Raw genomic sequence first — 21,534 nt, 5'->3', positions numbered from 1 at the left:
ACTGAGCGCTGGAGCAACCATAGGCGCAGGGCCAACTCGGACTTGACGCGGAGTCGGGAACCCGGGCGGACGGGAGTTCGATCTTGCCTTGCCGAGTGTCAAGAAAGCGTCAAGAGTTAGGTAAGGTAACGAAGTAGTTGAACCATCGAGCCGGCTGAACCGGCCACGGTTGCACCGAACAAGGTGATCCAGCCGATCAAAGCGGTCCAACTGGTCAAATTGATCCACCCGGAACGGCGAGAAGGGAACAGCCGCTGACTGTCCACCACCTCAACCAGCTCCTGCTCGTGTGCTCGCTCGTTCTGCTCGTCGCGGTGGCAGCGGTTCGGATCTCGTCGCGCAGCGGGCTCCCCAGCCTGCTCGTTTACCTGGGCATCGGCGTCGCCATGGGCCAGGACGGCATCGGCGACATCCACTTCGACAACGCCGAACTGACCCAGGTCATCGGGTACGCGGCCCTGGTCGTGATCCTGGCCGAGGGCGGCCTCGGCACGAAGTGGAAGGAGATCAAGCCGGGGCTGCCGGCTGCCTCCTCGCTGGCGCTGGTCGGCGTCTCGGTGAGCGTCGGCATCACCGCGACAGCGGCCCACTACCTGATCGGGCTGGAGTGGCGGCAGGCGCTCATCATCGGCGCGGTGGTGTCCTCGACGGACGCGGCGGCGGTCTTCTCCGTGCTGCGGAAAGTGCCCCTCCCCGCGCGCGTGACGGGCATCCTGGAGGCCGAGTCCGGCTTCAACGACGCCCCGGTGGTCATTCTCGTCGTCTCGTTCTCCATGGCCGGACCGGTGGAGCACTGGTACCACCTGCTCGGCGTGATAGCGATGGAACTGGCCATCGGCGCGGCCATCGGTCTCGCGGTGGGCTTCCTGGGCTCCTTCGGGCTGCGGCATGTGGCGCTGCCCGCCTCCGGCCTCTACCCGATCGCGGTGATGGCGATCGCGGTCACCGCGTACGCGGGCGGGGCGCTGGCCCACGGCAGCGGATTCCTCGCCGTGTATCTGGCGTCGATGGTGCTGGGCAACGCGAAGCTGCCGCACTGGCCCGCCACGCGCGGCTTCGCCGACGGACTCGGCTGGATCGCCCAGATCGGCATGTTCGTGCTGCTCGGGCTGCTGGTCACGCCGCACGAGATGGGCGACGACATCTGGCCCGCGCTCGTCATCGGGCTGGTGCTGACCATGGTGGCGCGACCCCTGAGCGTCGTGGCGGCGCTGGCGCCCTTCCGTATGCGCTGGCAGGAGCAGGCCCTGATGTCGTGGGCCGGGCTGCGCGGCGCGGTGCCCATCATCCTGGCCACGATCCCGATGGTGAGCGGCGTCGAGGAAAGCCGTCGCATCTTCAACATCGTCTTCGTCCTTGTGGTCGTCTACACCCTCGTCCAGGGGCCCACGCTCCCCTGGCTCGCCCGGAAGCTGGGCGTGTCCAAGGCATCCTCGGAGACCGCCGACCTGGGGATCGAGTCGGCGCCCCTGGAGCGGTTGCGCGGGCATCTGCTGTCCGTCGCGATCCCGGAGGGCTCGAAGATGCACGGCGTCGAGATCAACGAGCTGCGGCTGCCCGCGGGTGCCGCCGTCACGCTGGTCGTCCGCAGTGGAGAATCGTTCGTTCCGCTTCCCACGACCGTGCTGCGGCGCGGCGACGAGCTGCTCGTGGTGGCCACCGATCCCGTCCGGGACGCCGCCGAACAGCGGCTGCGCGCGGTCGGCCAGGGCGGCAAGCTGGCGGGGTGGCTGGGGACGGGCGGGAACGGGGCGGAGAGTTGAGCCTTGGCGGCTCGGCTTCACGGCTCCTCAAGGTTCTCGGCTTCGCGGCTTCGCGGCTCTTCAGTTTCGTGGTTTGTGTTTCGTGGTTTCTTCGGGGCCGGCGAGCATTCGCAGGCCCCGAACAGGAGAGTGCCAGGTTTCACAGGGGCAGAGGCGCTTGGACCTGTATCATCAAGGCGCATCTTGATCTAACCAACTCTGCCTGACGCAGAGCTGGCGCGACCGTATGGCGGCCGCGGTGCCCTCTTCGCGGGCGGCCCGGCATCTACCGCAGTTCCGCGCAAGAGGACAGCTCTCGGCGCCTCCGGCCCCGTACAAGGGGCCGCGCTACCAGGCGGCAGAAAGGCACGGGCCGTGGCATCCACGGTCACCTCGGAGTCCCCCGGGACTCCTGTCTCCTCCCGCCCGGGATACGGACAACTGCTGCGTACGCGCGGCGCGTGGACGTTTCTGCTTCCCGGCTTCGCCGCGCGGCAGCCGTTCGCGATGCTGACCATCTCCATCGTGCTGCTCGTCCAGCACACCACCGGTTCGTACGGGGCCGCCGGTGCCGTCGCCGCCGTGACCGGCGTCTCCCTGGCACTGTTCGCGCCCTTCACCGGCCGTCTGGCCGATCGTCACGGCCAGCGGGCCGTGCTGCTGCCCGGCGTCCTCGTCCACACGCTGGCGGGGCTCTCCCTGACCGCGCTGGCGCTCTCGGACGCGCCTCTGTGGGCCCTCTTCGTGGCCGCCGTGCCGACGGGCGCCTCGGTGCCGCAGATCGGGCCCATGGTGCGGGCCCACTGGAGCGTCAAGCTCCAGGACTCACCGCTGATGACGACCGCGGCGGCCTTCGAGTCCGTCACCGACGAACTCACCTTCGTGTTCGGGCCGCTGCTCGCCACCGCGCTGTGCACCACCATCGACCCGGCCGCCGGCCTGCTCACGGAGGCCGCGCTGACCCTCGTCGGCGGTCTGCTGTTCGCCGCCCAGCGCGGCACCCAGCCGGCCGTGGGTGCCGACGCCGGTATCGACGGGCACGCGCGCGTGAAGCACGCCTCCGCACTGTCGGTCCCCGGTGTGCGGGTGCTGCTCGTGGCCTTCCTCGGCATCGGCGCCGTGTTCGGCGGCATGCAGGTCTCGCTCGCCGCGTTCAGCGAGTCCATCGGCGAGCCCGGCCTGAACGGCGTCCTGTACGGGACCTTCGCCGCGGGCAACGTGCTCTCCGGGGTCGTCTGCGGCGCGATCGCCTGGAAGGTGGCCCCGCGCCGCCGCCTCGTCGTCGCGTACGCCGCCCTGGGCGTGGCCGCCTCCGGGCTGTGGGCCGCCCAGTCGGTCGCAGTCCTCGCGGGGGTCGGTCTCCTCGTCGGCGTGTGCATCGCTCCCGCCCTGATCACCGGCTACACCCTCGTCGACGGACTCGTGCCGGCGGGCGCCCGCACCGAGGCCTTCACCTGGCTCACCGGTGCGGTCGCGCTCGGGCAGGCGGTCGCTGTCACGGTCGCCGGGCAACTGGAGGACCGCCTGTGGGACGGTGCCGGATTCCTCGTCCCGATGGGCGGCACGCTGCTGGCCCTGGCGACCCTCGTGACCCTGCGTTCACGGCTCTCGCCCCGGGTCGTGAGCCGGACCGTCGCACGTGGCGTGGGTCACCGAGTGCCGGTGGCAGTGGACTGATCCCGAGGAATACGTCACTATGGACCGTCGTTAGCACTCACTGAGTGAGAGTGCCAGGAGGAAGACAAGTGCCGACCTACCAGTACCAGTGCACCGAGTGCGGCGAGGGCCTCGAGGCGGTGCAGAAGTTCACCGATGACGCCCTCACCGTGTGCCCGAGCTGCGACGGACGCCTGAAGAAGGTGTTCTCCGCGGTCGGCATCGTCTTCAAGGGCTCAGGCTTCTACCGCAACGACAGCCGCGGTTCGTCGTCGAGCAGCAGCCCGGCGCCGGCCACGAAGACGTCGACCGGATCGTCCGACTCGAAGACGTCGTCCACGTCGGACTCCTCGTCCTCGTCGGGCTCCAAGTCGTCCTCGGACTCGAAGTCGTCGTCCACGAGCTCGTCCTCCGGCAGCAGCAACGCCGCGTAACGCTCTCGCGCACAACGGTTCTTCGCCCACGAACCCTGCCGTCGTACGACGGCAGGGTCTTCGGCGTTTCCGGGCCCCGGTTAGGGTGCCGTTCATGGTGAACACGGAGATGGTGAACGCGGAGAACGTCGAGATCGGCGTCATCGGCGGGTCGGGCTTCTACTCCTTCCTCGACGACGTGACCGAGATACAGGTGGACACGCCGTACGGGCCACCCAGCGACTCGCTGTTCCTCGGCGAGATCGCCGGGCGGCGGGTCGCCTTCCTTCCCCGCCACGGGCGCGGTCACCATCTGCCGCCGCACCGCATCAACTACCGCGCCAATCTGTGGGCGCTGCGGTCCGTCGGGGCGCGTCAGGTGCTCGGGCCGTGCGCGGTGGGCGGGCTGCGGCCCGAGTACGGGCCGGGGACGCTCCTCGTGCCGGACCAGTTCGTGGACCGTACGCAGTCCCGGGCGCAGTCCTACTTCGACGGGCTGCCGCTGCCCGGGGGTGACGTGCCGAACGTCGTACACGTGTCCCTTGCCGATCCCTACTGCCCCACCGGGCGCGAGGTCGCTCTGCAGGCGGCGCGTGGGCGGGACTGGGAGCCGGTGGACGGCGGGACGCTGGTGGTGATCGAGGGGCCGCGGTTCTCGACCCGTGCGGAGTCGCTCTGGTATCGGGCTCAGGGGTGGTCCGTGGTGGGTATGACCGGGCATCCGGAGGCGGCGCTCGCTCGTGAACTGGAGCTTTGTTATACGTCGTTGACCCTCGTCACCGATCTCGACGCGGGGGCCGAGAGCGGGGAGGGCGTCTCGCACGACGAGGTGTTCAAGGTGTTCGCGGCGAATGTGGATCGGCTGCGGGGTGTTCTGTTCGATGCGGTGGCGGGGCTGCCTGCCGCCGCGTCGCGGGATTGTCTGTGTGCGAGTGCGTTGGGTGGGATGGATCCGGGGGTTGCGTTGCCGTAGGTGGGGTGGTGCGGTGCGCGTTGCGGTGCCTTAGGTGGTGCTGCCGTGCGCGTTGCGTTGTCCGTGGGCAGGCGGGCCGTGGGGAGCGGGCCGTGCCGGTACGTCGAGCCCGCCGCTTCCGGGTGTACTGCTGCGGTTTGAATGTCTTGCTTTTGGGAGGAGCCCTACGCGGCGGGCTTTCGACGTACCGGCACGGCCCGCTCCCGTTTGTTCTGCGGGTGCGGTATGGCCCGCTCTCGTTTTTTTGCGGGTGCGGTATGGCTCGCTCCCCTGCGTATTCGGGTGCGCGGGCGGGGCGTTGTGTGTGGGCGCGGTTGAGTGGAACTGTTCCTTCGGGTGAGGGAGTTGTCCACAACTGGGGGGTCGTCCACTGGGCTCGGCGGGATTTCGGGTTAGGGCGCAGGCTGGGGTCGCAAGCCGATCTTTCGACCACAGGTGGTGGTACCCGTGTCGCAGCTCTCCTCCTTTCCGCGTCCGTTGGGCACGGATGTGCCCAGTACGTGTGAGGTTCCGCACTTCGCTCCGGTGCGGGTGCGTGGCGGGAGGTACCAGGCGCGGCGGCTCGTTCGGCATCGGAGGCGGGCCTTGGCGGTCGGTCTCGCGGTGACCGCGGTGGCGCTCGTCGCGGCGGGGCCGAGGGAGAGGGATACGGAGGCTCGGGGGCGTCCGGTGGTGGATTCTGTGCGGGAGCGGCGGCCCGTCGAGATGGTCACGGCGCCGGTGCGGATCGCCGACGGTGCGACCGTGCGGCTGCTCAGGGCCGGTGACCGCGTCGACGTCGTCGCGGCCGAGCAGGGTGCGGTGGGGCCGGGTGACGCTCACGTGGTCGCGCGCGGGGCGCGGGTGGCGAAGGTGCCCGAGTCGCCGGACAGCGTCTCCGAGGGTGGGGCGCTGGTCGTCCTGTCCGTGCCGCGGCGGACGGCGACTTTGCTGGCCGGGGCCGGCGCGACCTCACGGTTGGCGGTGACCCTGTGCTGACCATGGCCAGGATGGCTGCCGTCAGGCTGTCAAGTCCCTCGTTGGAGTTACGGAATTGGACAGCGCTGCCACGCCCTGACGTAGGTTGCGGAGCTGTTGATTCCACAGTTTGTGCGGCTGAAGAGGGGCTCCCTGGTGAGCGAGAAGAAGAAGGAACCGGGCGTCTGGGACGGCTTCAAGGCCTTCCTGACGCGCGGGAACGTTGTCGATCTGGCTGTCGCGGTGGTCATCGGCGCGGCCTTCACCAACATCGTCAACTCCGTGGTGAAGGGCGTGATCAATCCGCTGGTCGGTGCGTTCGGCACCAAGGATCTCAACCAGTACAGCTCGTGTCTGAAGGACCCGTGCCGGTTCGACGAGGCGACGGGGACCGCGACGAGCGGTATCCCCATCATGTGGGGCACGGTCCTCAGCGCGACGCTGACCTTCCTGATCACCGCGGCCGTCGTCTACTTCCTGATGGTGCTGCCGATGTCCAAGTACCTCGCCAAGCAGGCGGCCCGCCAGAAGGCGAAGGAGGGTACGCAGGAGGTGATCGAGGTGAGCGAGCTGGAGGTTCTGAAGGAGATCCGCGACGCCCTGGTGGCCCAGCGCGGCTCGGGGCACAACGAGCAGTAGGCGCGGTAGTCGCGGTACTGGCCGCGGTGTCCGCGGTATCCGCCGTGCTGGTGGCTGTCCGTGCCCTGGCGGCAGCCGTCCGTCGGGGCCGCTTGGCGACCGCGGCCCGGTGGGCCCGGTGGTGGTGCGGGGGTCAGATGTGGTGGGGCGGCTTCTCGTCCAGGAAGCGGGCCAGGTCCGCCGCGCTGTCGCCGGCGGGCCGCTCGCCCCAACCGCGGTCCGTGTCGTCGGCGGACGGCCGGCTCAGCGGGTCGTCGAAGACCAGGGCGGCCTTCGGGGCGCGTGGTTCGGCGTCGGGGGCAGGGGTCGGGGCGGGGGTAGCGCTCATGCGTCCAGGGTACGGGTCCGGCTCCGGGCTCGGTCCGGACTCTGGGCAGGGTCTGGCATCGGGGCAAGGTCTGGCTTCTGGGCGCGGGCACGGCCCTGGGCACGGTCTGGTCTGTGGGGGTCGGCACCGTTCTGAGCACGGTCCGGACTCTGGGTACGGGCACGGTTCTGAGCAGGGGCCCGACCTGGGGTGCGGGCACCGTTCTGAGCAGGGGCCGGGTCCGGGGTGCGGGCACTGTCCGGACTCTGCGTGCGGGTCTCGGCATGCTTCTGGGTGTGCTTCTGGATTTTTGGGGCGTTTCTGCTGTGCTTGGTCGCATGACGCCCGATGCCTCTTCCGAATCTGCTCCGCGCCGCTCCCGAACCGTGCCCTCACCTCGGCCGCTGCGCAGGATGACCGCACGCGGTCGCGACGAGGCGCACCGGGTCGCGTCGCCGCTGGAGCTGTTCTTCGATCTGTGTTTCGTCGTGGCCATCGCCCAGGCGGGAGTGCAGTTGGTGCACTCCGTCGCGGAGGCGCACGCGGCCGAGGGCATCCTGAACTACGCGATGGTGTTCTTCGCCATCTGGTGGGCGTGGATGAACTTCACCTGGTTCGCGTCGGCCTACGACAACGACGACGCGCTGTACCGGATCGTCACGCTGATCCAGATCGCCGGTGTGCTGGTGCTGGCCGCCGGGGTGTCCCAGGCGTTCGAGGACCACGACTTCCTGTTGGTCCTGCTGGGCTATGTGATCATGCGGATGGCGCTGACCGTGCAGTGGCTGCGCGTGGCCCGGAACGCGGACGGCGCCGAACGGCGGACGGCGTTGCGGTACGCGGGCGGGGTCCTGGTGTGCCAGGTCGGCTGGGTGGGGCTGGTGCTCCTGCCGGAGTCCGGCCGGCCGTGGCTGTTCCTGGTGATGGCGATCGCCGAGATGTGCGTCCCGCTCGTGGCGGAGAGGGAGTTCAGCACGGTCTGGCATCCGCACCACATCTCCGAAAGGTACGGGCTCTTCACGATCATCGTCCTCGGCGAGACCATCGCCGCGGCCACGATCGCGGTGAAGGTGGGGGTGGACGAGAACGACGCGTTGGGCGAGCTCCTCCCGATCGCCTCGGGCGGACTGCTGATCATCTTCGCCGCGTGGTGGATCTACTTCGTCGTACCGATCCACGGCCATCTCAGCTCCAGCAGGAAGGCGTTCCTGTGGGGGTACGGCCACTACGTGATCTTCACGTCGGCGGCGGCGATCGGCGCCGGTCTTGAGGTCGCGGTGGAGCAGGCGGTCGGCAAGGCGCACATCTCCACGTGGGCGGCGTCGGCCGCGGTGACACTTCCGACGGCGCTGTTCCTGCTGACCGTCTGGGTGCTGCACGCCCGCCACTACAAGGTGGGCACGGCGCAGCAACTGGTGCTGCCCGTCACGGCGTTGGCGGTGGTCCTGTGCACGTTCCTGGGTGACTGGGCGGTGTTCGCGGCGGGCGTGGTGGCGGCGCTTGCGGTGGTCGTGGGGGTGACGCTGACCGCCCGGATGGCCGCGCGGGAGGAGGCGGCCGGCGCCCCTGCCGCTTAGGTCGGGTCGACACTGGGCGCATGACAGTTGACGCTCTGACAGATGTGGCCGGGCTGCGTGTGGGGCACGCCACGAAGATCGGTGACGGTTGGCTCACCGGTACGACGGTCGTCCTCGCCCCGGAAGGCGGCGCGGTCGCAGCGGTGGACGTGCGCGGTGGCGGGCCGGGCACCAAGGAGACCGACGCGCTCGATCCGCGCAATTTGGTGCGGAAGGTCGAGGCGATCGTACTGACCGGTGGCAGCGCGTACGGGCTGGACTCGACGACCGGTGTGATGGCCTGGCTGGAGGAGCGAGGGCGCGGGGTGTGGGTCGGGCCCGACCCACTGCACGTGGTCCCCGTCGTGCCGGCGGCCTGTGTCTTCGACCTCGGTCGGGGCGGCGACTTCCGGGCCAGGCCGGACGCGGCGACCGGCCGCGAGGCGGTGGAGGCCGCGGCGGCGAGCGAGCTGGGCGCGCCTGTTCAGGAGGGGTCCGTGGGCGCCGGGACAGGGGCAGCCGTCGGAAGGATGAAGGGAGGGGTCGGCACCGCGAGTGCCGTGCTCGAATCGGGTGTCACGGTGGCGGCGCTGGTGGTGGCCAACGCGGCGGGGTCGGTGGTGGAGCCGGAGACAGGGGCGTTGTACGGGGAGTTGGTCCAGGGGCTCTTGAGCTGTCCGGCCGAGGAGGTTCACGAGGCGGCGCGGGCACGGCTCGCCGAGGCGGCGAAGAACAACCTTCCCCCGCTGAACACCACCCTCGCGGTGGTCGCCACCGACGCCGACCTGTCGAAGGCGCAGGCCCAGAAGCTCGCGGGCACGGCGCACGACGGCATCGCGCGTGCCGTCCGGCCGGTGCATCTCCTCCACGACGGCGACACGGTGTTCGCGCTCGCCACGGGGGCGCGTCCGCTCGCGGAGGAGAACCCGCTCGCGCTCAACGAGATCCTCGCGGCCGGCGCGGACCTGGTGACGCGCGCGATCGTCCGGGCGGTCCGGGCCGCCGAGCCGGTGGAGGGACCGGGAGGGATGTGGCCGGCGTACGGGGAGTTGTACGGGCGGCGGTAGCGGAAGGAGATCGGCGGCGGTAGCGGAAGGAGATGGGCGGAGAGGGGAGGGTGGGAGGGGAGGGGAGGCCCTGCGCAGCGCGGACAAGGCCGCCTCGGCGCAAGGCCCCCGCCGCATAAGGCGATTGTCCCGAATCTGTCACGTGATGGTGTTGATGGCGGGCTGTGGGAACCCGGGCGGGTGATGTTTCCCTCCTTCTCCATGGATCAGCTCTTTCTCCACGGAACTGAGCGGATCACCCACAACCGCGATAACTGGAGCAGCCCGTGACAACGCCGGACACAACAGCGAGGCGCGCGCTGGTGGCCTGTGCCGCCCTGATGGTCGGCGCCCTGACTCTCACCGCGTGCGGCGGCGACGCCAAGGCCGACAACAAGTCCGAGGACAAGAACGGCGACACCAAGTCCTCGGTGGCGAGGATCCTCATCTCCGCGAAGGACGGTTCGACGGCGGCGTCGATCAACTCGACCGGGGTGAAGGTCAGCGACGGCAGGCTGACCGAGGTGGCGATGAAGGAGTCGGCCACGGGGGCGGCCGTTCCGGGGTCGATCGCGGCGAACGGGAAGAGCTGGAAGCCGAAGGAGCAGCTGGAGCGGGGGACCAAGTACCAGATATCCGCCACCGCGAAGGACGGCGACGGGAAGCCGGCGGCGGCCAACTCCATCTTCACGACGGTGTCCACGAGCAACAGTTTCATCGGGACGTACACACCGGACGGCGGCACGACGGTCGGCGTCGGGATGCCGGTGTCGTTCACGTTCGACAAGGCGATCGGTGACGGGAAGTTCAAGAAGGACGTGCAGTCGCACATCACCGTCACGTCCAGCAGCGGGCAGAAGGTGGTCGGGCACTGGTTCGGCGCGCAGCGGCTGGACTTCCGGCCCCAGGCGTACTGGAAGGCCGGTTCGAAGGTCACGATGAAGATCGACCTGGACGGCGTCGAGGGCGCGAACGATGTCTACGGGGTGCAGGACAAGACGGTCACCTTCACGGTCGGGCGCTCCCAGGTGTCCACGGTCGACGTCAACACCCAGACCATGACGGTCGTTCGGGACGGCAGGACCATCAAGACGATCCCGATCTCGGCGGGCAGCCCGGACAACAGCACGTACAACGGGCAGATGGTGATCTCGGAGAAGTTCCGGCAGACGCGGATGAACGGGTCGACGGTCGGCTACGGCGGCGAGTACGACATCGCGGACGTGCCGAACGCGATGCGGCTGACGACCTCGGGGACCTTCATCCACGGCAACTACTGGTACAACAAGGCCGATCCGCCCTTCGGGAAGCAGGGCACCAGCCACGGCTGCGTGGGGATGGCGGATGTGCAGGGTGCCAACGGCGACACGGTCGCCAAGTGGTTCTTCGACAACTCGCTCGTCGGGGACGTCGTGACCGTCAAGAACTCCCCCGACAAGACGGTCGCGCCGGACAACGGTCTCAACGGCTGGAACATGGCATGGAGTGCCTGGATCGCGGGAAGTGCCCTCTGACCAAGGGGTTCTGAGCTCTCGGCGGGCCGTGTGGGAACTCCTCACACGGCCCCGGCGTTTTCCGGGCGTACGTTTTCTCGGTTCCCGGACATGATGTCCACCCGAGGGGCTACGGTATGCACCCACAAGGTGACATGCAGCAACGCCGGGAGAAGCCTTGAGCGTTCCGTACGAGACGGCAGCGTACGAGCCAGCCGAGTCGCCCGAGTCTCCGGAGGAGCATCTCGAGCGACTCCTCGGCCGTGCTCTGAACTCCTTCGAGCTGCCGGACGAGACGATACGGCGGCTGGACCGGGCACTGGCCCACGACAGTTCGCTGCACTCCGCGCACCACAGCGCGGGGCTGCACCGCGAGACGTACCGGCACACCTGGCTGCTGGCCGACGGGAGCGCGCTCACGCTCTGGGAGCTCGTCCACAACACCGCGCCGGGCCGCGACACGCAGCACGAGGTGTACGAGGACGAGGAGGAGCTGCGTACCGCGACGGGGCGTCTGCCGCTCCCGGCGGACGCGCCGGACTTCGAACTGCCGGTGCTGGTGCGGGTGTCGCACGTCCCCGAGCCGCTGCACGCGTACGTTCCCGACGACTCCGCGGATCACGGGCGGCGGCTGCTGCGGCGCGCGGAGAACTCGGACCGGCCGGGCGAGGACATGGCCGATCTGCTGCAGTCGGCGTTCGCGCACCAGATCACCCAGGCCTTCGGGCGGCCGTGCCGGGCCGGTGAGCGGGGGATGTGCTTCTCGCTCTACGAGCACGCGTTCCTGCTCCACGACGGGCGGGAGTTGTCCCTGTGGGAGGTCGAGCACACGGCCACGCCCGATGGGCGGCACATGTGTGAGGTGTATCCGTCGGAAGAGGATGCGCGATCGGCCATGGAACGGCGGGCATCCGGCGGTTCAGCAGGGTAGCGAGGCCGGTGGGTGGTCCGCGGGTTCGTTGTGGCCTGTCGCGCGGTTCCCCGCGCCCCTGAAGGGTCGCTGTCGGCGCCGCGCGCTTGAAAGGCAACCCCGCTCCCTGAAAAGACCGCTGTTCGCCTGAACAGGCAGCACGCGCGACTCTGAAGAGCGTGACGGTGGGCCGGGACTTCTCAGTCCCGGCCCACCGTCGTTGGCGCCCGTCGTTGTCGCCCGTCGTTGGCGCCCGTCGTTGTCGCTCTCAGCGGAGCGTTCAGGCTGCTATCGGTTCCTTCTTCTGCGTGGCCGTCAGAGCCTCCGGGGCCTTGTCCTCGTCGCCCTCCGGGGTCGTCCTGCGCATGCCCTTCAGGACGATGACCAGGCCTGCCGTGACCGCTGTGCCGATCGCGATGGCGAGCAGGTAGAGGAACGGCTTGCCGATCAGGAAGGTGACCCAGATGCCGCCGTGCGGGGCGCGCAGGGTCGAGCCGAAGGACATGGTCAGGGCGCCGGTGACCGCGCCGCCCGCCATCGAGGCGGGGATGACCCGCAGTGGGTCGGCCGCCGCGAACGGGATCGCGCCCTCGGAGATGAAGGAGGCGCCGAGGACCCAGGCCGCCTTGCCGTTCTCCCGCTCGGCCGTGGTGAACAGCTTCCTGCGGATCGTCGTGGCCAGGGCCATGCCCAGCGGCGGGACCATGCCGGCCGCCATGACCGTCGCCATGATCTTCATCGCGGAGCCGGTCGGGTCCTGGACGGCGATGCCGCCCGTGGCGAAGGCGTACGCGACCTTGTTGACCGGGCCGCCGAGGTCGAAGCACATCATCAGGCCGAGCAGCACACCGAGCAGGACGGCGTTGGTGCCGGAGAGGCCGGAGAGCCAGTCCGTCATTGCCTTCTGCGCCTCGGCGATGGGCTTGCCGATCACGATGAACATCAGGAAGCCGACGACGATCGAGGAGATCAGTGGAATCACGACCACCGGCATGATGCCGCGCAGCACCGGCGGGATCCTGATCCGCTGGATGGCGAGGACGACCCCACCGGCCAGCAGCCCCGCGGCCAGTCCGCCGAGGAAGCCCGCGGCGATGTTGGCCGAGATCATTCCGCCGACGAAGCCGGGCACGAGACCTGGCCGGTCGGCCATGCCGTACGCGATGTAGCCGGCGAGGACGGGGATCAGGAAGCCGAAGGCGACGCCGCCGATCTGGAAGAGCAGTGCGGCCCAGCTGTCGACCTGACCCCAGTTGAAGACCTCGGTGACCGGCTTGGCCTCGTTGATCTGGTAGCCGCCGATCGCGAATCCGAGAGCGATCAGCAGACCGCCCGCGGCGACGAACGGGACCATGTAACTCACGCCGGACATCAGCCACTTGCGGAGCTTCGTGCCGTAACCCTCACCGGGCTCGCCGGCCCGCTCCACCGGCGTACCGCCGCGGGGCCCGGCGGCCGCCGTGACCTCGCCGCGCTCGGCCTTGCCACGCACCTGGGCGATCAGCTCGGCGGCCTTGCTGATGCCCGCCTTCACGCCGACGTCCACGGTGGGCTTGCCGGCGAACCGGTCCTTCTCCCGTACGGGCATGTCGTGCGCGAAGATCACGCCGTCCGCGGCGGCGATGACGGCCGGGTCGAGCCGGGTGAAACCGGCCGAGCCCTGCGTCTCGACGACGACCTCGACGTCACCGGCGGCACGGCCCGCGTTCTCCAGCGACTCGGCCGCCATGTAGGTGTGCGCGATACCGGTGGGGCAGGAGGTGACGGCGACGATACGGAACGGTCGCCCGCCCTTCTCGTCGGCGGCACCCTCGCCGTCCGTACCGGCCGGAGCGGATGCAGGGGCCGGGGCAGTGCCGGCGCCGGCCTCGGCAGAGGCAGTCGCGGGCGCCGCCTCGGAGTCGACGGAGGAGTCACCGGAACCCTCGGAGGACCCGTCGGCACCCGGCTCGGCAGCCGCAGCCGTAGTCGCATCCACCGGTGCGGGTGCGGCCTCGGGCTCCTCGCCGCGGATCAGGGCGGCAGCCCCCGCCGCGTCGCCCACCGACCGCAGCGCCGAGGTGAACTCGGCGTTCATCAGCTGGCGGGCCAGTGACGACAGGATCGTGAGGTGGGCGTCGTCCGCGCCGGCCGGGGCGGCGATCAGGAAGATCAGGTCGGCGGGGCCGTCCGGCGCTCCGAAGTCGATCCCGGCCGTGCTGCGCCCGAAGGCCAGTGTCGGCTCGGTGACGTGCTCGCTGCGGCAGTGCGGGATGCCGATGCCGCCGTCGAGGCCGGTCGGCATCTGGGCCTCGCGGGCGGCCACGTCGGCGAGGAAGCCGTCCAGGTCGGTCACCCGGCCCAGGGACACCATGCGCTCGGCGAGGGCGCGCGCCGCCGCTTCCTTCGTATCGGCGGACAGGTCGAGATCGACCAGGTCCGCGGTGATCATCTCGCTCATCGCGGGCTCCTTCGCACGCGTATCGCCCGGGGAGAGTTGTGGGCGAGGGTGGGGACGGGGGTACCGCGGTCGAAAGCCGCGGCGGTCACGGGAACTACGGGGTGTGCTGAAACGGGGCCGGGGCCGGGGCCGGGGTCAAGGCCGGGGAAGCCCCACCTCCGTGCGGCGGCTGCGACAGCACCTGCGGCTGCGGCTGGTAAGGGGAGTCCCCGCCGCACCAGGGCCGGTTCGGGGGTTGCGCGGAGGCCGGTTCGGCAGCCCGTACGCGGGAGTCGGCGGCCGGTCATGACACCGGCTCCGTCAGCGCGCGGTCCACGGGGAGCTCGGAGGTGACGGTCACCGCGGACGGGTCGAGGTCCGCCGGGCTCGGCATCACGCTGCCCGGAAGCTGGACGGCGGCCGCGCCATGGGCCACCGCGGAGGCGAGTGCGTCGGGACCGCTGCCGCCGGCGACGAGGAATCCGGCGAGCGAGGAGTCGCCCGCGCCCACATTGCTGCGTACGACGTCGACGCGCGCGCTCGCGAACCACGCGCCGTCCTCGCTGACGAGCAACTGCCCGTCGGCGCCGAGGGAGGCGAGCACGGCGCGGGCGCCCAGCTCGCGCAGTTCCTCGGCGGCCTTGACCGCGTCGCCGACCGTGGCGAGGGGGCGGCCGACGGCCTCGGCGAGTTCCTCGGCGTTGGGCTTGACGACGTCGGGCCGTTCGCGGAGGGCCGCGAGGAGCGCCGGTCCCGAGGTGTCGAGCGCGATACGGGTGCCCGCCCGGTGGGCGCGGGCGACCAGTTCGGCGTACCAGGAGGGGGCGAGGCCGCGCGGCAGGCTGCCGCAGCAGGCGATCCAGTCGGCGTCGCCGGACTGCTCGCGCACGGTCTCCAGGAGCGACTCCTCCTCGGCGGAGGTGAGTTCGGGCCCGGGTGCGTTGATCTTCGTGAGTACGCCGTCGGCCTCGGCGAGCGCGATGTTCGAGCGGGTCGCTCCGGCAACCGGGACCGGTGCGACCTCGATGCCCTGGGCGTCGAGGAGGTCGGCGACGAGCGCGCCGGGCGCTCCGCCGAGCGGCAGCACGGCGACGGTGCGCCGGCCGGCCGCGGCGACGGCTCGCGAGACGTTGACGCCCTTGCCGCCCGGGTCCATGCGCTCGCCGGTGGCCCGTATGACCTCGCCGCGGTCGAGCGAGGGGACCTCGTACGTACGGTCCAGGGACGGGTTCGGGGTGACGGTGAGGATCATGCGCGCACTACTTCCGTGCCGCCGCGCTCGATGGCGGTCGCGTCTTCGGGGCTCAGCCCGCTGTCGGTGATCAACAGGTCCACCTCGCTGAGGTCGCCGAAGCGCGCGAAGTGTTCCTGGCCGTGCTTGGCCGAGTCGGCGAGCAGCACCACGCGGCGCGCGGCGGCGAGGGCAGCGCGCTTCACTGCGGCCTCGGCGAGGTCGGGGGTGGTCAGGCCGTGCTCGACGGAGAAGCCGTTCGCCGCGAGGAAGACGACGTCCGCGCGGATCTCTCCGTACGCCCGCAGCGCCCAGGCGTCGACCGCCGCGCGCGTACGGTGCCGGACGCGGCCTCCGATGAGGTGGAGCTGCATGCCGGGGTGGTCGGCGAGGCGGGCCGCGATGGGGAGGCTGTGTGTCACGACGGTGAGCGTCGCTTCCAGCGGGAGGGCCCCCGCGAGGCGGGCGACGGTCGTGCCCGCGTCGAGGATCATCGTGCCCTTGTCCGGCAGTTCGGCCAGGGCCGCCTTGGCGATGCGGTCCTTCTCGTCGGCCGCGGTGGTCTCGCGCTCGGCGAGGTCGGGCTCGAAGTCGAGCCGCCCGGCCGGGATGGCACCGCCGTGCACCCGGCGCAGCAGTCCCGCCCGGTCGAGGGCCTTGAGGTCCCGCCGGATCGTCTCCGCCGTGACCTGGAACTCCTCGGCCAGCGACACGACATCCACACGGCCGCCGTCACGTGCGAGTCGGAGGATCTCCTGCTGTCGCTCCGGTGCGTACATGTCCGTTCGCCTCCGCTCTGTGCCCGAACCTGTGGTTTCAGCGTGAGGCTACGCCCAGATTTCCACAAAGTAAACAAGCTCGGGCATGGATGTGGGCATGAACGGACATCAGGCCGGGCATGGGGCCGGGCATGCGGCGAGGCCCGGCCCCCTGGGTGCTCTCCAGGGGTCGGGCCTCGCGATGCCGGATCCGGTCGGCCGCCGCCGTCAAGGACTGCCGCCAAGTGCTGCCGCCAGGTACTGCCGTCAACCGCTGTCGTCAGCCGACGAGTTCGGGCTCCTTGCCGAGCGGGGTTTCCGGGGCCTCCGGGGTCTCGGCAGTCTCCGGGGCCTCCGGGGTCTCGGCGGTCTCCGCCCCCTCCACGTGCTGGGCGGGCCGCTTCGGGAGGGCGAACATCAGCAGGAAGATGGCCGTCATCACCACGGCGACCCAGATCAGCGCGGTCTGGAAGGCGTCGACGAAGGCGGGGCCCACCTCGGGTCGGGGCAGGTGGTCGGACATCGTGCCGAAGAAGACGACGGAGACCAGGCCCAGGCCGAGGGCGTTGCCCATCTGCTGAACCGTGTTGATCAGACCGGACGCCGAACCGGAGTGCTCACGCGGCACCTCGGAGAGGATCGCGTCCGTCAGCGGGGCCACGATCAGGCCCATGCCGGCTCCCATGACGACCAGCGGAAGCGCCATCTGCCAGGAGGCGATGGACATGCCGTACCGCTCGGCCTCCCAGATGTAGAGCAGGACGCCGGCCGCCATGGTCAGCGCGCCCGCCTGGAGCACCTTCCGCCCGAACCTCGGCACCAGCATCTGTACCGACACGCCCGCCGCCGCCGAGACCGCGATCGAGAAGGGCACACCGGTCAGACCGGCCCGCAGCACGCTCCAGCCGAGGCCCACCTGCATGTAGAGCGTCCAGACCAGGAAGAAGATGCCGAGGCCGACCCCGAAGACCGTCTGCACGGCGATACCCGCGGCGAAGCTCTTCACCTTGAAGAGGGAGAGCTCGACGAGCGGGGAACCGTCGCGCGTCGCCTTCCTCTTCTCGTACGCCACCAGCGCCGCGAAGACCACAAGGGCGCCGGCCATCACGACGTACCCCCACACCGGCCAGCCCAGCTCGCGCCCGCGGGTCAGCGGGTAGAGCAGCATCAGCAGGCCGAGGGTGACGAGGACGACTCCGACGAGGTCGAGCTTGAGGGCGTGCGGGGCCTTGGACTCGGTGATGAACTTCCGGCCGAGGACGAGGCCCGCGATGCCGACCGGCAGGTTGATGAGGAAGATCGGCCGCCACTCCAGGCCGAACAGGTTCCACTCGGTGAGCAGCGCGCCCAGGATCGGGCCCGACACGGCCCCGAGACCCACGATCGCGCCGAACATCCCGAAGACCTTGCCCCGCTCGTGCGCCGGGAACGTGGCGTGCACGATCGACAGCACCTGCGGCACCATCAGCGCGGCCATGGCTCCCTGGAGGATACGTGAGGCGACGAGCATGTCCGGGTTCACCGCGAAGCCGCAGAGCGCGGACGCGAGCGTGAACCCGCCGATGCCGATGAGGAACACCCGCTTGCGGCCGTGGATGTCACCGAGCCTGCCGCCGGTGATCAGGCCGGCCGCGAAGGCCAGCGCGTAGCCGGCCGTTATCCACTGGATGTGGCTGAAGGACGCGCCCTCGTCCCGCTGGATCGACGGGATCGCGACGTTGACGATCGTGACGTCGACCAGGTCCATGAAGGCCGCGGTCATCACGATGGCGAGCGCGAACCAGCGCCGGCGGTCGGCCTCCGGCCGGGGGGACGGGAGAGTGCTGCTGGAAGAGGTCATGCTTTGAAGGTAGGGGGGATGTAGGCCAGGTCTTGTCCTAGTGGTGGAGCATCCTCGGAGGAAGCGAGAAGGCAACAAGCAGGAACCCGGAAGCAGGAACCAGGAGAGGGAGACTCCATGAGTACCGACACCCCGGCACGGCTCCTTCAGTTGCTGTCCCTCCTTCAGACTCCGCGCGAGTGGCCCGGTGGGGAGTTGTCCGAGCGGCTGGGGGTTTCGCGGCGGACCGTGCGGCGGGATGTGGACCGGCTGCGGGAGCTGGGATATCCGGTGCAGGCCACGATGGGCGCGGACGGCGGGTACCGGCTGGTCGCCGGGAAGGCCATGCCGCCGCTGGTCCTCGACGACGAGGAGGCGGTGGCGATCGCGGTCGGGCTGCGGGCCGGTGCGGGGCACGCCGTGGAGGGCGTGGACGAGGCCTCCGTACGGGCGCTGGCCAAGCTCGAACAGGTCCTGCCGAGCCGCCTGAGGCATCGTGTCTCCACTCTGCAGGCCGCGACCACTCCCCTGACCAGCGGTGACGGCGCGAGCATCGCGCCCGAGACGCTGACCGTGATGGCCTCGACGATCGCGGGGCGGGAGTTGCTGCGGTTCGCGTACCGGGCGAAGGACGGGGCGGAGAGCCGACGCCGGATCGAGCCGTACCGGCTCGTTTCGACCGGCCTCCGCTGGTACCTCGTCGCGTACGACCTCGACCGCGCGGACTGGCGTACGTTCCGGGTCGACCGGGTGGCCGACCCGTTCGCGACCGGGGCGCGCTTCACACCGCGCGAGCTGCCGACGGGGGACGCGGCCGAGTATCTGCGGCAGTCGATGCACCGGCGGCAGGAGACGTACGAGTTCGCGGTGACGTTCGCCGCCCCCGCGGAGTTCATCGCGGCGCGGCTGCCGGGGTGGCTCGGGGTGCCCGAACCGGTCGACGACCGGAGCTGTCGGCTGCGGAGTTCCTCCGGAGATGCCGTGGAGTGGCTGGCGGTGCGGCTCGCGATGGTGGACTGCGAGTTCACTGTGCATGAGCCGGTTGAACTCGTCGAGTATGTACGGCAGTTGGGTGGCCGCCTGAGCCGGGCGACGGCGTCGAGCTGAGAGGTGCGGGCTCGCTGTGGCTGGAGTGCGCAGTTCCCCGCGCCCCTAGGTGTCCCGGCCCTGAGGCATGTCAGCCCGTCCGGCGGTATTTCAGCCCCTCCGGCGTTTGAGGAGCGGGGGTTCGGGGGCGGAGCCCCTGAGTAAGGGACGGGAATAGGTAGGTGCGGCGGGGGCGAGAAAAGCCCGCTGTCGGCACCCGTGAGGGCGCAGTTCGCCCGGGTGGCACAATGTGCCACCCGGGTCACCCCGGGGTTCAGGTCCGGGGTGGCCCGGGCAACCATGCCCACGCACCCACAACACACCCGCACCCCCCAAAGATGGAGCCGAGCCCCGGCGCCAGGGGGGGGGAGGCGCCGGAGCTCGGCTCTGGGAGAGTCCCGGCGCCGGGGGGGGTGTGCGTCGGGACTCGGCTCTGTGGGCCCTGGAGTCTTGTGCCCCGGGGCCGATGTGTTGAAGCGGCGGTAAACGGACTTCTGTACGACTTTGTTCGAGACCTGACCCGGCCGCCCAGCCAGGCACGGTCGACCCGGGTCCGAGGCACATGGCCGGGTAGAAGCGCGTCTGCCCCGGCTGAGCGAGGCCAATCCTCCCGACGACAGTGAGTTTCACCGCCCGGGACCGCCCGCCCGGGAGAGGTCCCGCTGTCGGCGCGGGAGGCGTCCCGCCCGCTTCCGGCAGACAGTACACACCCGGCCCCGCGAAACCGGTCACAATCGCCCGGCGCGCGATACGCGCCCCGGCCGGAAACGGCCCACCACGCGGCAGGCCGCCGGCGGCCGGACCACCCGGCCGCCGGGGGGGGCGGCCTACGCGGCGGCGTCGAAGCCCGTGTCGCGGGCCAGCTTCTTCAGTTCCAGCAGCGCGTGCTTCTCGATCTGGCGGATGCGCTCGCGCGTGAGGCCGTGCTCCTTGCCGACCTCGGTGAGCGTGCGCTCCCGGCCGTCCTCGATGCCGTACCGCATCTTGATGATCGAGGCCGTGCGCTGGTCGAGGCGGCCGATGAGGTCGTCCAGCTCCTCGCTGCGCAGCAGCGTGAGCACGGACTGCTCGGGCGAGACCGCCGAGGTGTCCTCCAGCAGGTCGCCGAACTGGGTGTCGCCGTCGTCGTCCACCGACATGTTCAGCGAGACCGGGTCACGGGCCCAGTCCAGCACGTCGACCACGCGCTCCGGCTTCGTGTCCAGCTCCGCGGCGATCTCCGAGGGCTCCGGCTCACGGCCGTGCTCGCGGTTGAACTCGCGCTGCACACGGCGGATCCGGCCCAGCTCCTCCACCAGGTGGACGGGGAGGCGGATGGTGCGGGACTGGTCGGCGATGGAACGGGTGATGGCCTGACGGATCCACCAGGTCGCGTACGTCGAGAACTTGAAGCCCTTGCGGTAGTCGAACTTCTCGACGGCTCGGACCAGGCCCGCGTTCCCCTCCTGGATCAGGTCCAGGAGGGGCAGGCCGCTGCGCGGGTAGCGGCGGGCGACCGCCACGACCAGGCGGAGGTTCGACCGGATGAAGATGTCCTTGGCCCGCTCGGAGTCGGCGACCAGCGCTTCGAGCTCCTCGCGGGAGGCCTTCACCTTTGTGTCGGAGACCTCGCCGTCGAGGATCTGCTGGGCGTACACGCCCGCCTCGATGGTCTGGGAGAGGTCCACTTCCTTGGCGGCGTCGAGCAGCGGTGTGCGCGCGATCTCGTCGAGATACATGCCGACCAGGTCGCGGTCGGCGATCTCGCCGCCTACGACGCGAACACTGCGTGCCGCGTCGCTTCCGCCTGAGGCGGACTTACGACGGGCGACGGCACGGGTTGCCATGCGTGCTCCCTTGCGATGGTGGGCTTGCGGGTCCTGGTGGTTCTGGTGGTGGCTCGGACACCCTCCCGGGTGCCCTGCATCCGATGGAAACAACGACTGGAATCCGGACAGAATTCCCAACCTGCCACTCGATTTTTCTGATCTTGCAGTACCCTGTGCGGCCACCGAGGGAGGGCAGATGTCGTCGGAACGTACAGAGGTGCAGGTCAGGCCGGGAGTCGAGAGCGACCTCGACGCCCTGACGGACATCTACAACCACTACGTGCGTGAGACGCCGATCACGTTCGACACAGCGACCTTCACTCCGGTAGAGCGCCGCCCTTGGCTGCTCTCTCACCCTGAAGACGGCCCACATCGGCTGATGGTTGCCACGGCCGGGGACTCACAGGAGATTCTGGGCTACGCCACATCCAGCGCTTTCCGGCCGAAGCCCGCGTACGAGACGTCCGTGGAGGTGACGATCTACCTCGCCCCGTACACCGGCCGCCGGGGCGTCGGCACACTGCTCTACAAGGCCCTGTTCGCGGCCCTCGCGGACGAGGACCTGCACCGGGCCTACGCGGGGATCGCCCAGCCCAACGAGGCGTCCGTACGACTGCACGAGCGGTTCGGCTTCCGGCACGTCGGCACGTACCAGGAGGTGGGCCGGAAGTTCGGCCGGTACTGGGACGTGGCCTGGTACGAGAAGGAGCTGTAGGCAGGG

At 70.2% G+C, this 21,534-nt stretch carries 18 protein-coding genes; 12 read left to right on the top strand and 6 right to left on the bottom strand.

The window, feature by feature from the left end; all coding sequences use genetic code 11:
- Positions 1-218: 218 nt before the first annotated feature.
- From ACH4YP_RS39720 to mscL, 6 genes are all read left to right on the top strand, one after another.
- Positions 219-1,763 carry a potassium/proton antiporter gene (locus ACH4YP_RS39720; protein WP_398496023.1) on the top strand — a complete coding sequence of 515 codons (1,545 nt, stop codon included), beginning with the start codon at positions 219-221 and terminating at the stop codon, positions 1,761-1,763.
- 354 nt (positions 1,764-2,117) lie between these two features.
- The gene (locus ACH4YP_RS39715) at positions 2,118-3,419 is read left to right on the top strand and encodes an MFS transporter (protein ID WP_398495930.1); all 1,302 of its coding nucleotides are present in this window, start codon (positions 2,118-2,120) and stop codon (positions 3,417-3,419) included.
- A 68-nt stretch (positions 3,420-3,487) separates the two neighbouring features.
- On the top strand, positions 3,488-3,832 hold the full coding sequence (locus ACH4YP_RS39710) for an FmdB family zinc ribbon protein (protein WP_361051885.1): 345 nt from the start codon (positions 3,488-3,490) through the stop codon (positions 3,830-3,832).
- Positions 3,833-3,941: 109 nt separating this feature from the next.
- Positions 3,942-4,784: an S-methyl-5'-thioadenosine phosphorylase gene (locus tag ACH4YP_RS39705; RefSeq protein ID WP_361052047.1), complete on the top strand. Its 843-nt coding sequence runs from the start codon at positions 3,942-3,944 to the stop codon at positions 4,782-4,784.
- 435 nt (positions 4,785-5,219) lie between these two features.
- Complete coding sequence (locus ACH4YP_RS39700; RefSeq protein ID WP_398495928.1) at positions 5,220-5,762, top strand: hypothetical protein; 543 nt, start codon at positions 5,220-5,222, stop codon at positions 5,760-5,762.
- A gap of 135 nt (positions 5,763-5,897) precedes the next feature.
- Positions 5,898-6,380, top strand: a complete 483-nt coding sequence (mscL, locus tag ACH4YP_RS39695) for a large conductance mechanosensitive channel protein MscL (protein ID WP_361051879.1) — start codon at positions 5,898-5,900, stop codon at positions 6,378-6,380.
- Between the two features lie 133 nt (positions 6,381-6,513).
- On the opposite strand, the gene ACH4YP_RS39690 is transcribed toward mscL, so the two are convergent.
- Entirely contained in the window at positions 6,514-6,708 is a 195-nt protein-coding gene (locus tag ACH4YP_RS39690) for a hypothetical protein (RefSeq protein WP_361051876.1), read from the bottom strand.
- A 317-nt stretch (positions 6,709-7,025) separates the two neighbouring features.
- On the opposite strand from ACH4YP_RS39690, the gene ACH4YP_RS39685 reads away from it, so the two are divergent.
- From ACH4YP_RS39685 to ACH4YP_RS39670, 4 genes are all read left to right on the top strand, one after another.
- On the top strand, positions 7,026-8,264 hold the full coding sequence (locus ACH4YP_RS39685; protein ID WP_398495926.1) for a low temperature requirement protein A: 1,239 nt from the start codon (positions 7,026-7,028) through the stop codon (positions 8,262-8,264).
- A 20-nt stretch (positions 8,265-8,284) separates the two neighbouring features.
- The gene (locus tag ACH4YP_RS39680) at positions 8,285-9,310 is read left to right on the top strand and encodes a P1 family peptidase (RefSeq protein WP_398495924.1); all 1,026 of its coding nucleotides are present in this window, start codon (positions 8,285-8,287) and stop codon (positions 9,308-9,310) included.
- Positions 9,311-9,576: 266 nt separating this feature from the next.
- Positions 9,577-10,803, top strand: coding sequence for an Ig-like domain-containing protein (locus ACH4YP_RS39675; RefSeq protein WP_361051868.1), 1,227 nt, complete (start codon positions 9,577-9,579; stop codon positions 10,801-10,803).
- Between the two features lie 157 nt (positions 10,804-10,960).
- Positions 10,961-11,713 carry a DUF6227 family protein gene (locus tag ACH4YP_RS39670; protein WP_361051865.1) on the top strand — a complete coding sequence of 251 codons (753 nt, stop codon included), beginning with the start codon at positions 10,961-10,963 and terminating at the stop codon, positions 11,711-11,713.
- A 259-nt stretch (positions 11,714-11,972) separates the two neighbouring features.
- Here the strand turns inward: ACH4YP_RS39670 and ACH4YP_RS39665 are convergent, their stop codons facing one another.
- The 4 genes from ACH4YP_RS39665 to ACH4YP_RS39650 form a co-directional block, all read right to left on the bottom strand.
- Entirely contained in the window at positions 11,973-14,132 is a 2,160-nt protein-coding gene (locus ACH4YP_RS39665; protein ID WP_398495921.1) for a fructose-specific PTS transporter subunit EIIC, read from the bottom strand.
- A gap of 283 nt (positions 14,133-14,415) precedes the next feature.
- Positions 14,416-15,363 (bottom strand): 1-phosphofructokinase, encoded by a 948-nt coding sequence (gene pfkB / locus ACH4YP_RS39660; RefSeq protein ID WP_361051859.1) that lies wholly within the window; start codon positions 15,361-15,363, stop codon positions 14,416-14,418.
- Positions 15,360-16,121 (bottom strand): DeoR/GlpR family DNA-binding transcription regulator, encoded by a 762-nt coding sequence (locus tag ACH4YP_RS39655; protein ID WP_361051856.1) that lies wholly within the window; start codon positions 16,119-16,121, stop codon positions 15,360-15,362. The genes pfkB and ACH4YP_RS39655 overlap by 4 nt, the downstream gene beginning before the upstream one ends.
- 259 nt (positions 16,122-16,380) lie before the next feature.
- Complete coding sequence (locus ACH4YP_RS39650; RefSeq protein ID WP_398495919.1) at positions 16,381-17,940, bottom strand: MFS transporter; 1,560 nt, start codon at positions 17,938-17,940, stop codon at positions 16,381-16,383.
- 117 nt (positions 17,941-18,057) lie between these two features.
- On the opposite strand from ACH4YP_RS39650, the gene ACH4YP_RS39645 reads away from it, so the two are divergent.
- Positions 18,058-19,026 (top strand): WYL domain-containing protein, encoded by a 969-nt coding sequence (locus ACH4YP_RS39645; protein ID WP_361051850.1) that lies wholly within the window; start codon positions 18,058-18,060, stop codon positions 19,024-19,026.
- 806 nt (positions 19,027-19,832) lie between these two features.
- On the opposite strand, the gene ACH4YP_RS39640 is transcribed toward ACH4YP_RS39645, so the two are convergent.
- On the bottom strand, positions 19,833-20,831 hold the full coding sequence (locus ACH4YP_RS39640) for a sigma-70 family RNA polymerase sigma factor (RefSeq protein WP_361051847.1): 999 nt from the start codon (positions 20,829-20,831) through the stop codon (positions 19,833-19,835).
- A 178-nt stretch (positions 20,832-21,009) separates the two neighbouring features.
- Between ACH4YP_RS39640 and ACH4YP_RS39635 the strand changes: the two genes are divergently transcribed.
- Positions 21,010-21,528: an N-acetyltransferase family protein gene (locus tag ACH4YP_RS39635; protein ID WP_361051844.1), complete on the top strand. Its 519-nt coding sequence runs from the start codon at positions 21,010-21,012 to the stop codon at positions 21,526-21,528.
- Positions 21,529-21,534: the final 6 nt, after the last annotated feature.

It is taken from the genome of Streptomyces sp. NPDC020747 (genome assembly GCF_044334695.1).
In the GTDB taxonomy this organism is placed as follows: Bacteria; Actinomycetota; Actinomycetes; order Streptomycetales; family Streptomycetaceae; genus Streptomyces.
The sequence above is the reverse complement of the archived record's forward strand: the minus strand, read 5'-3'. Positions and strand labels throughout refer to the sequence as shown.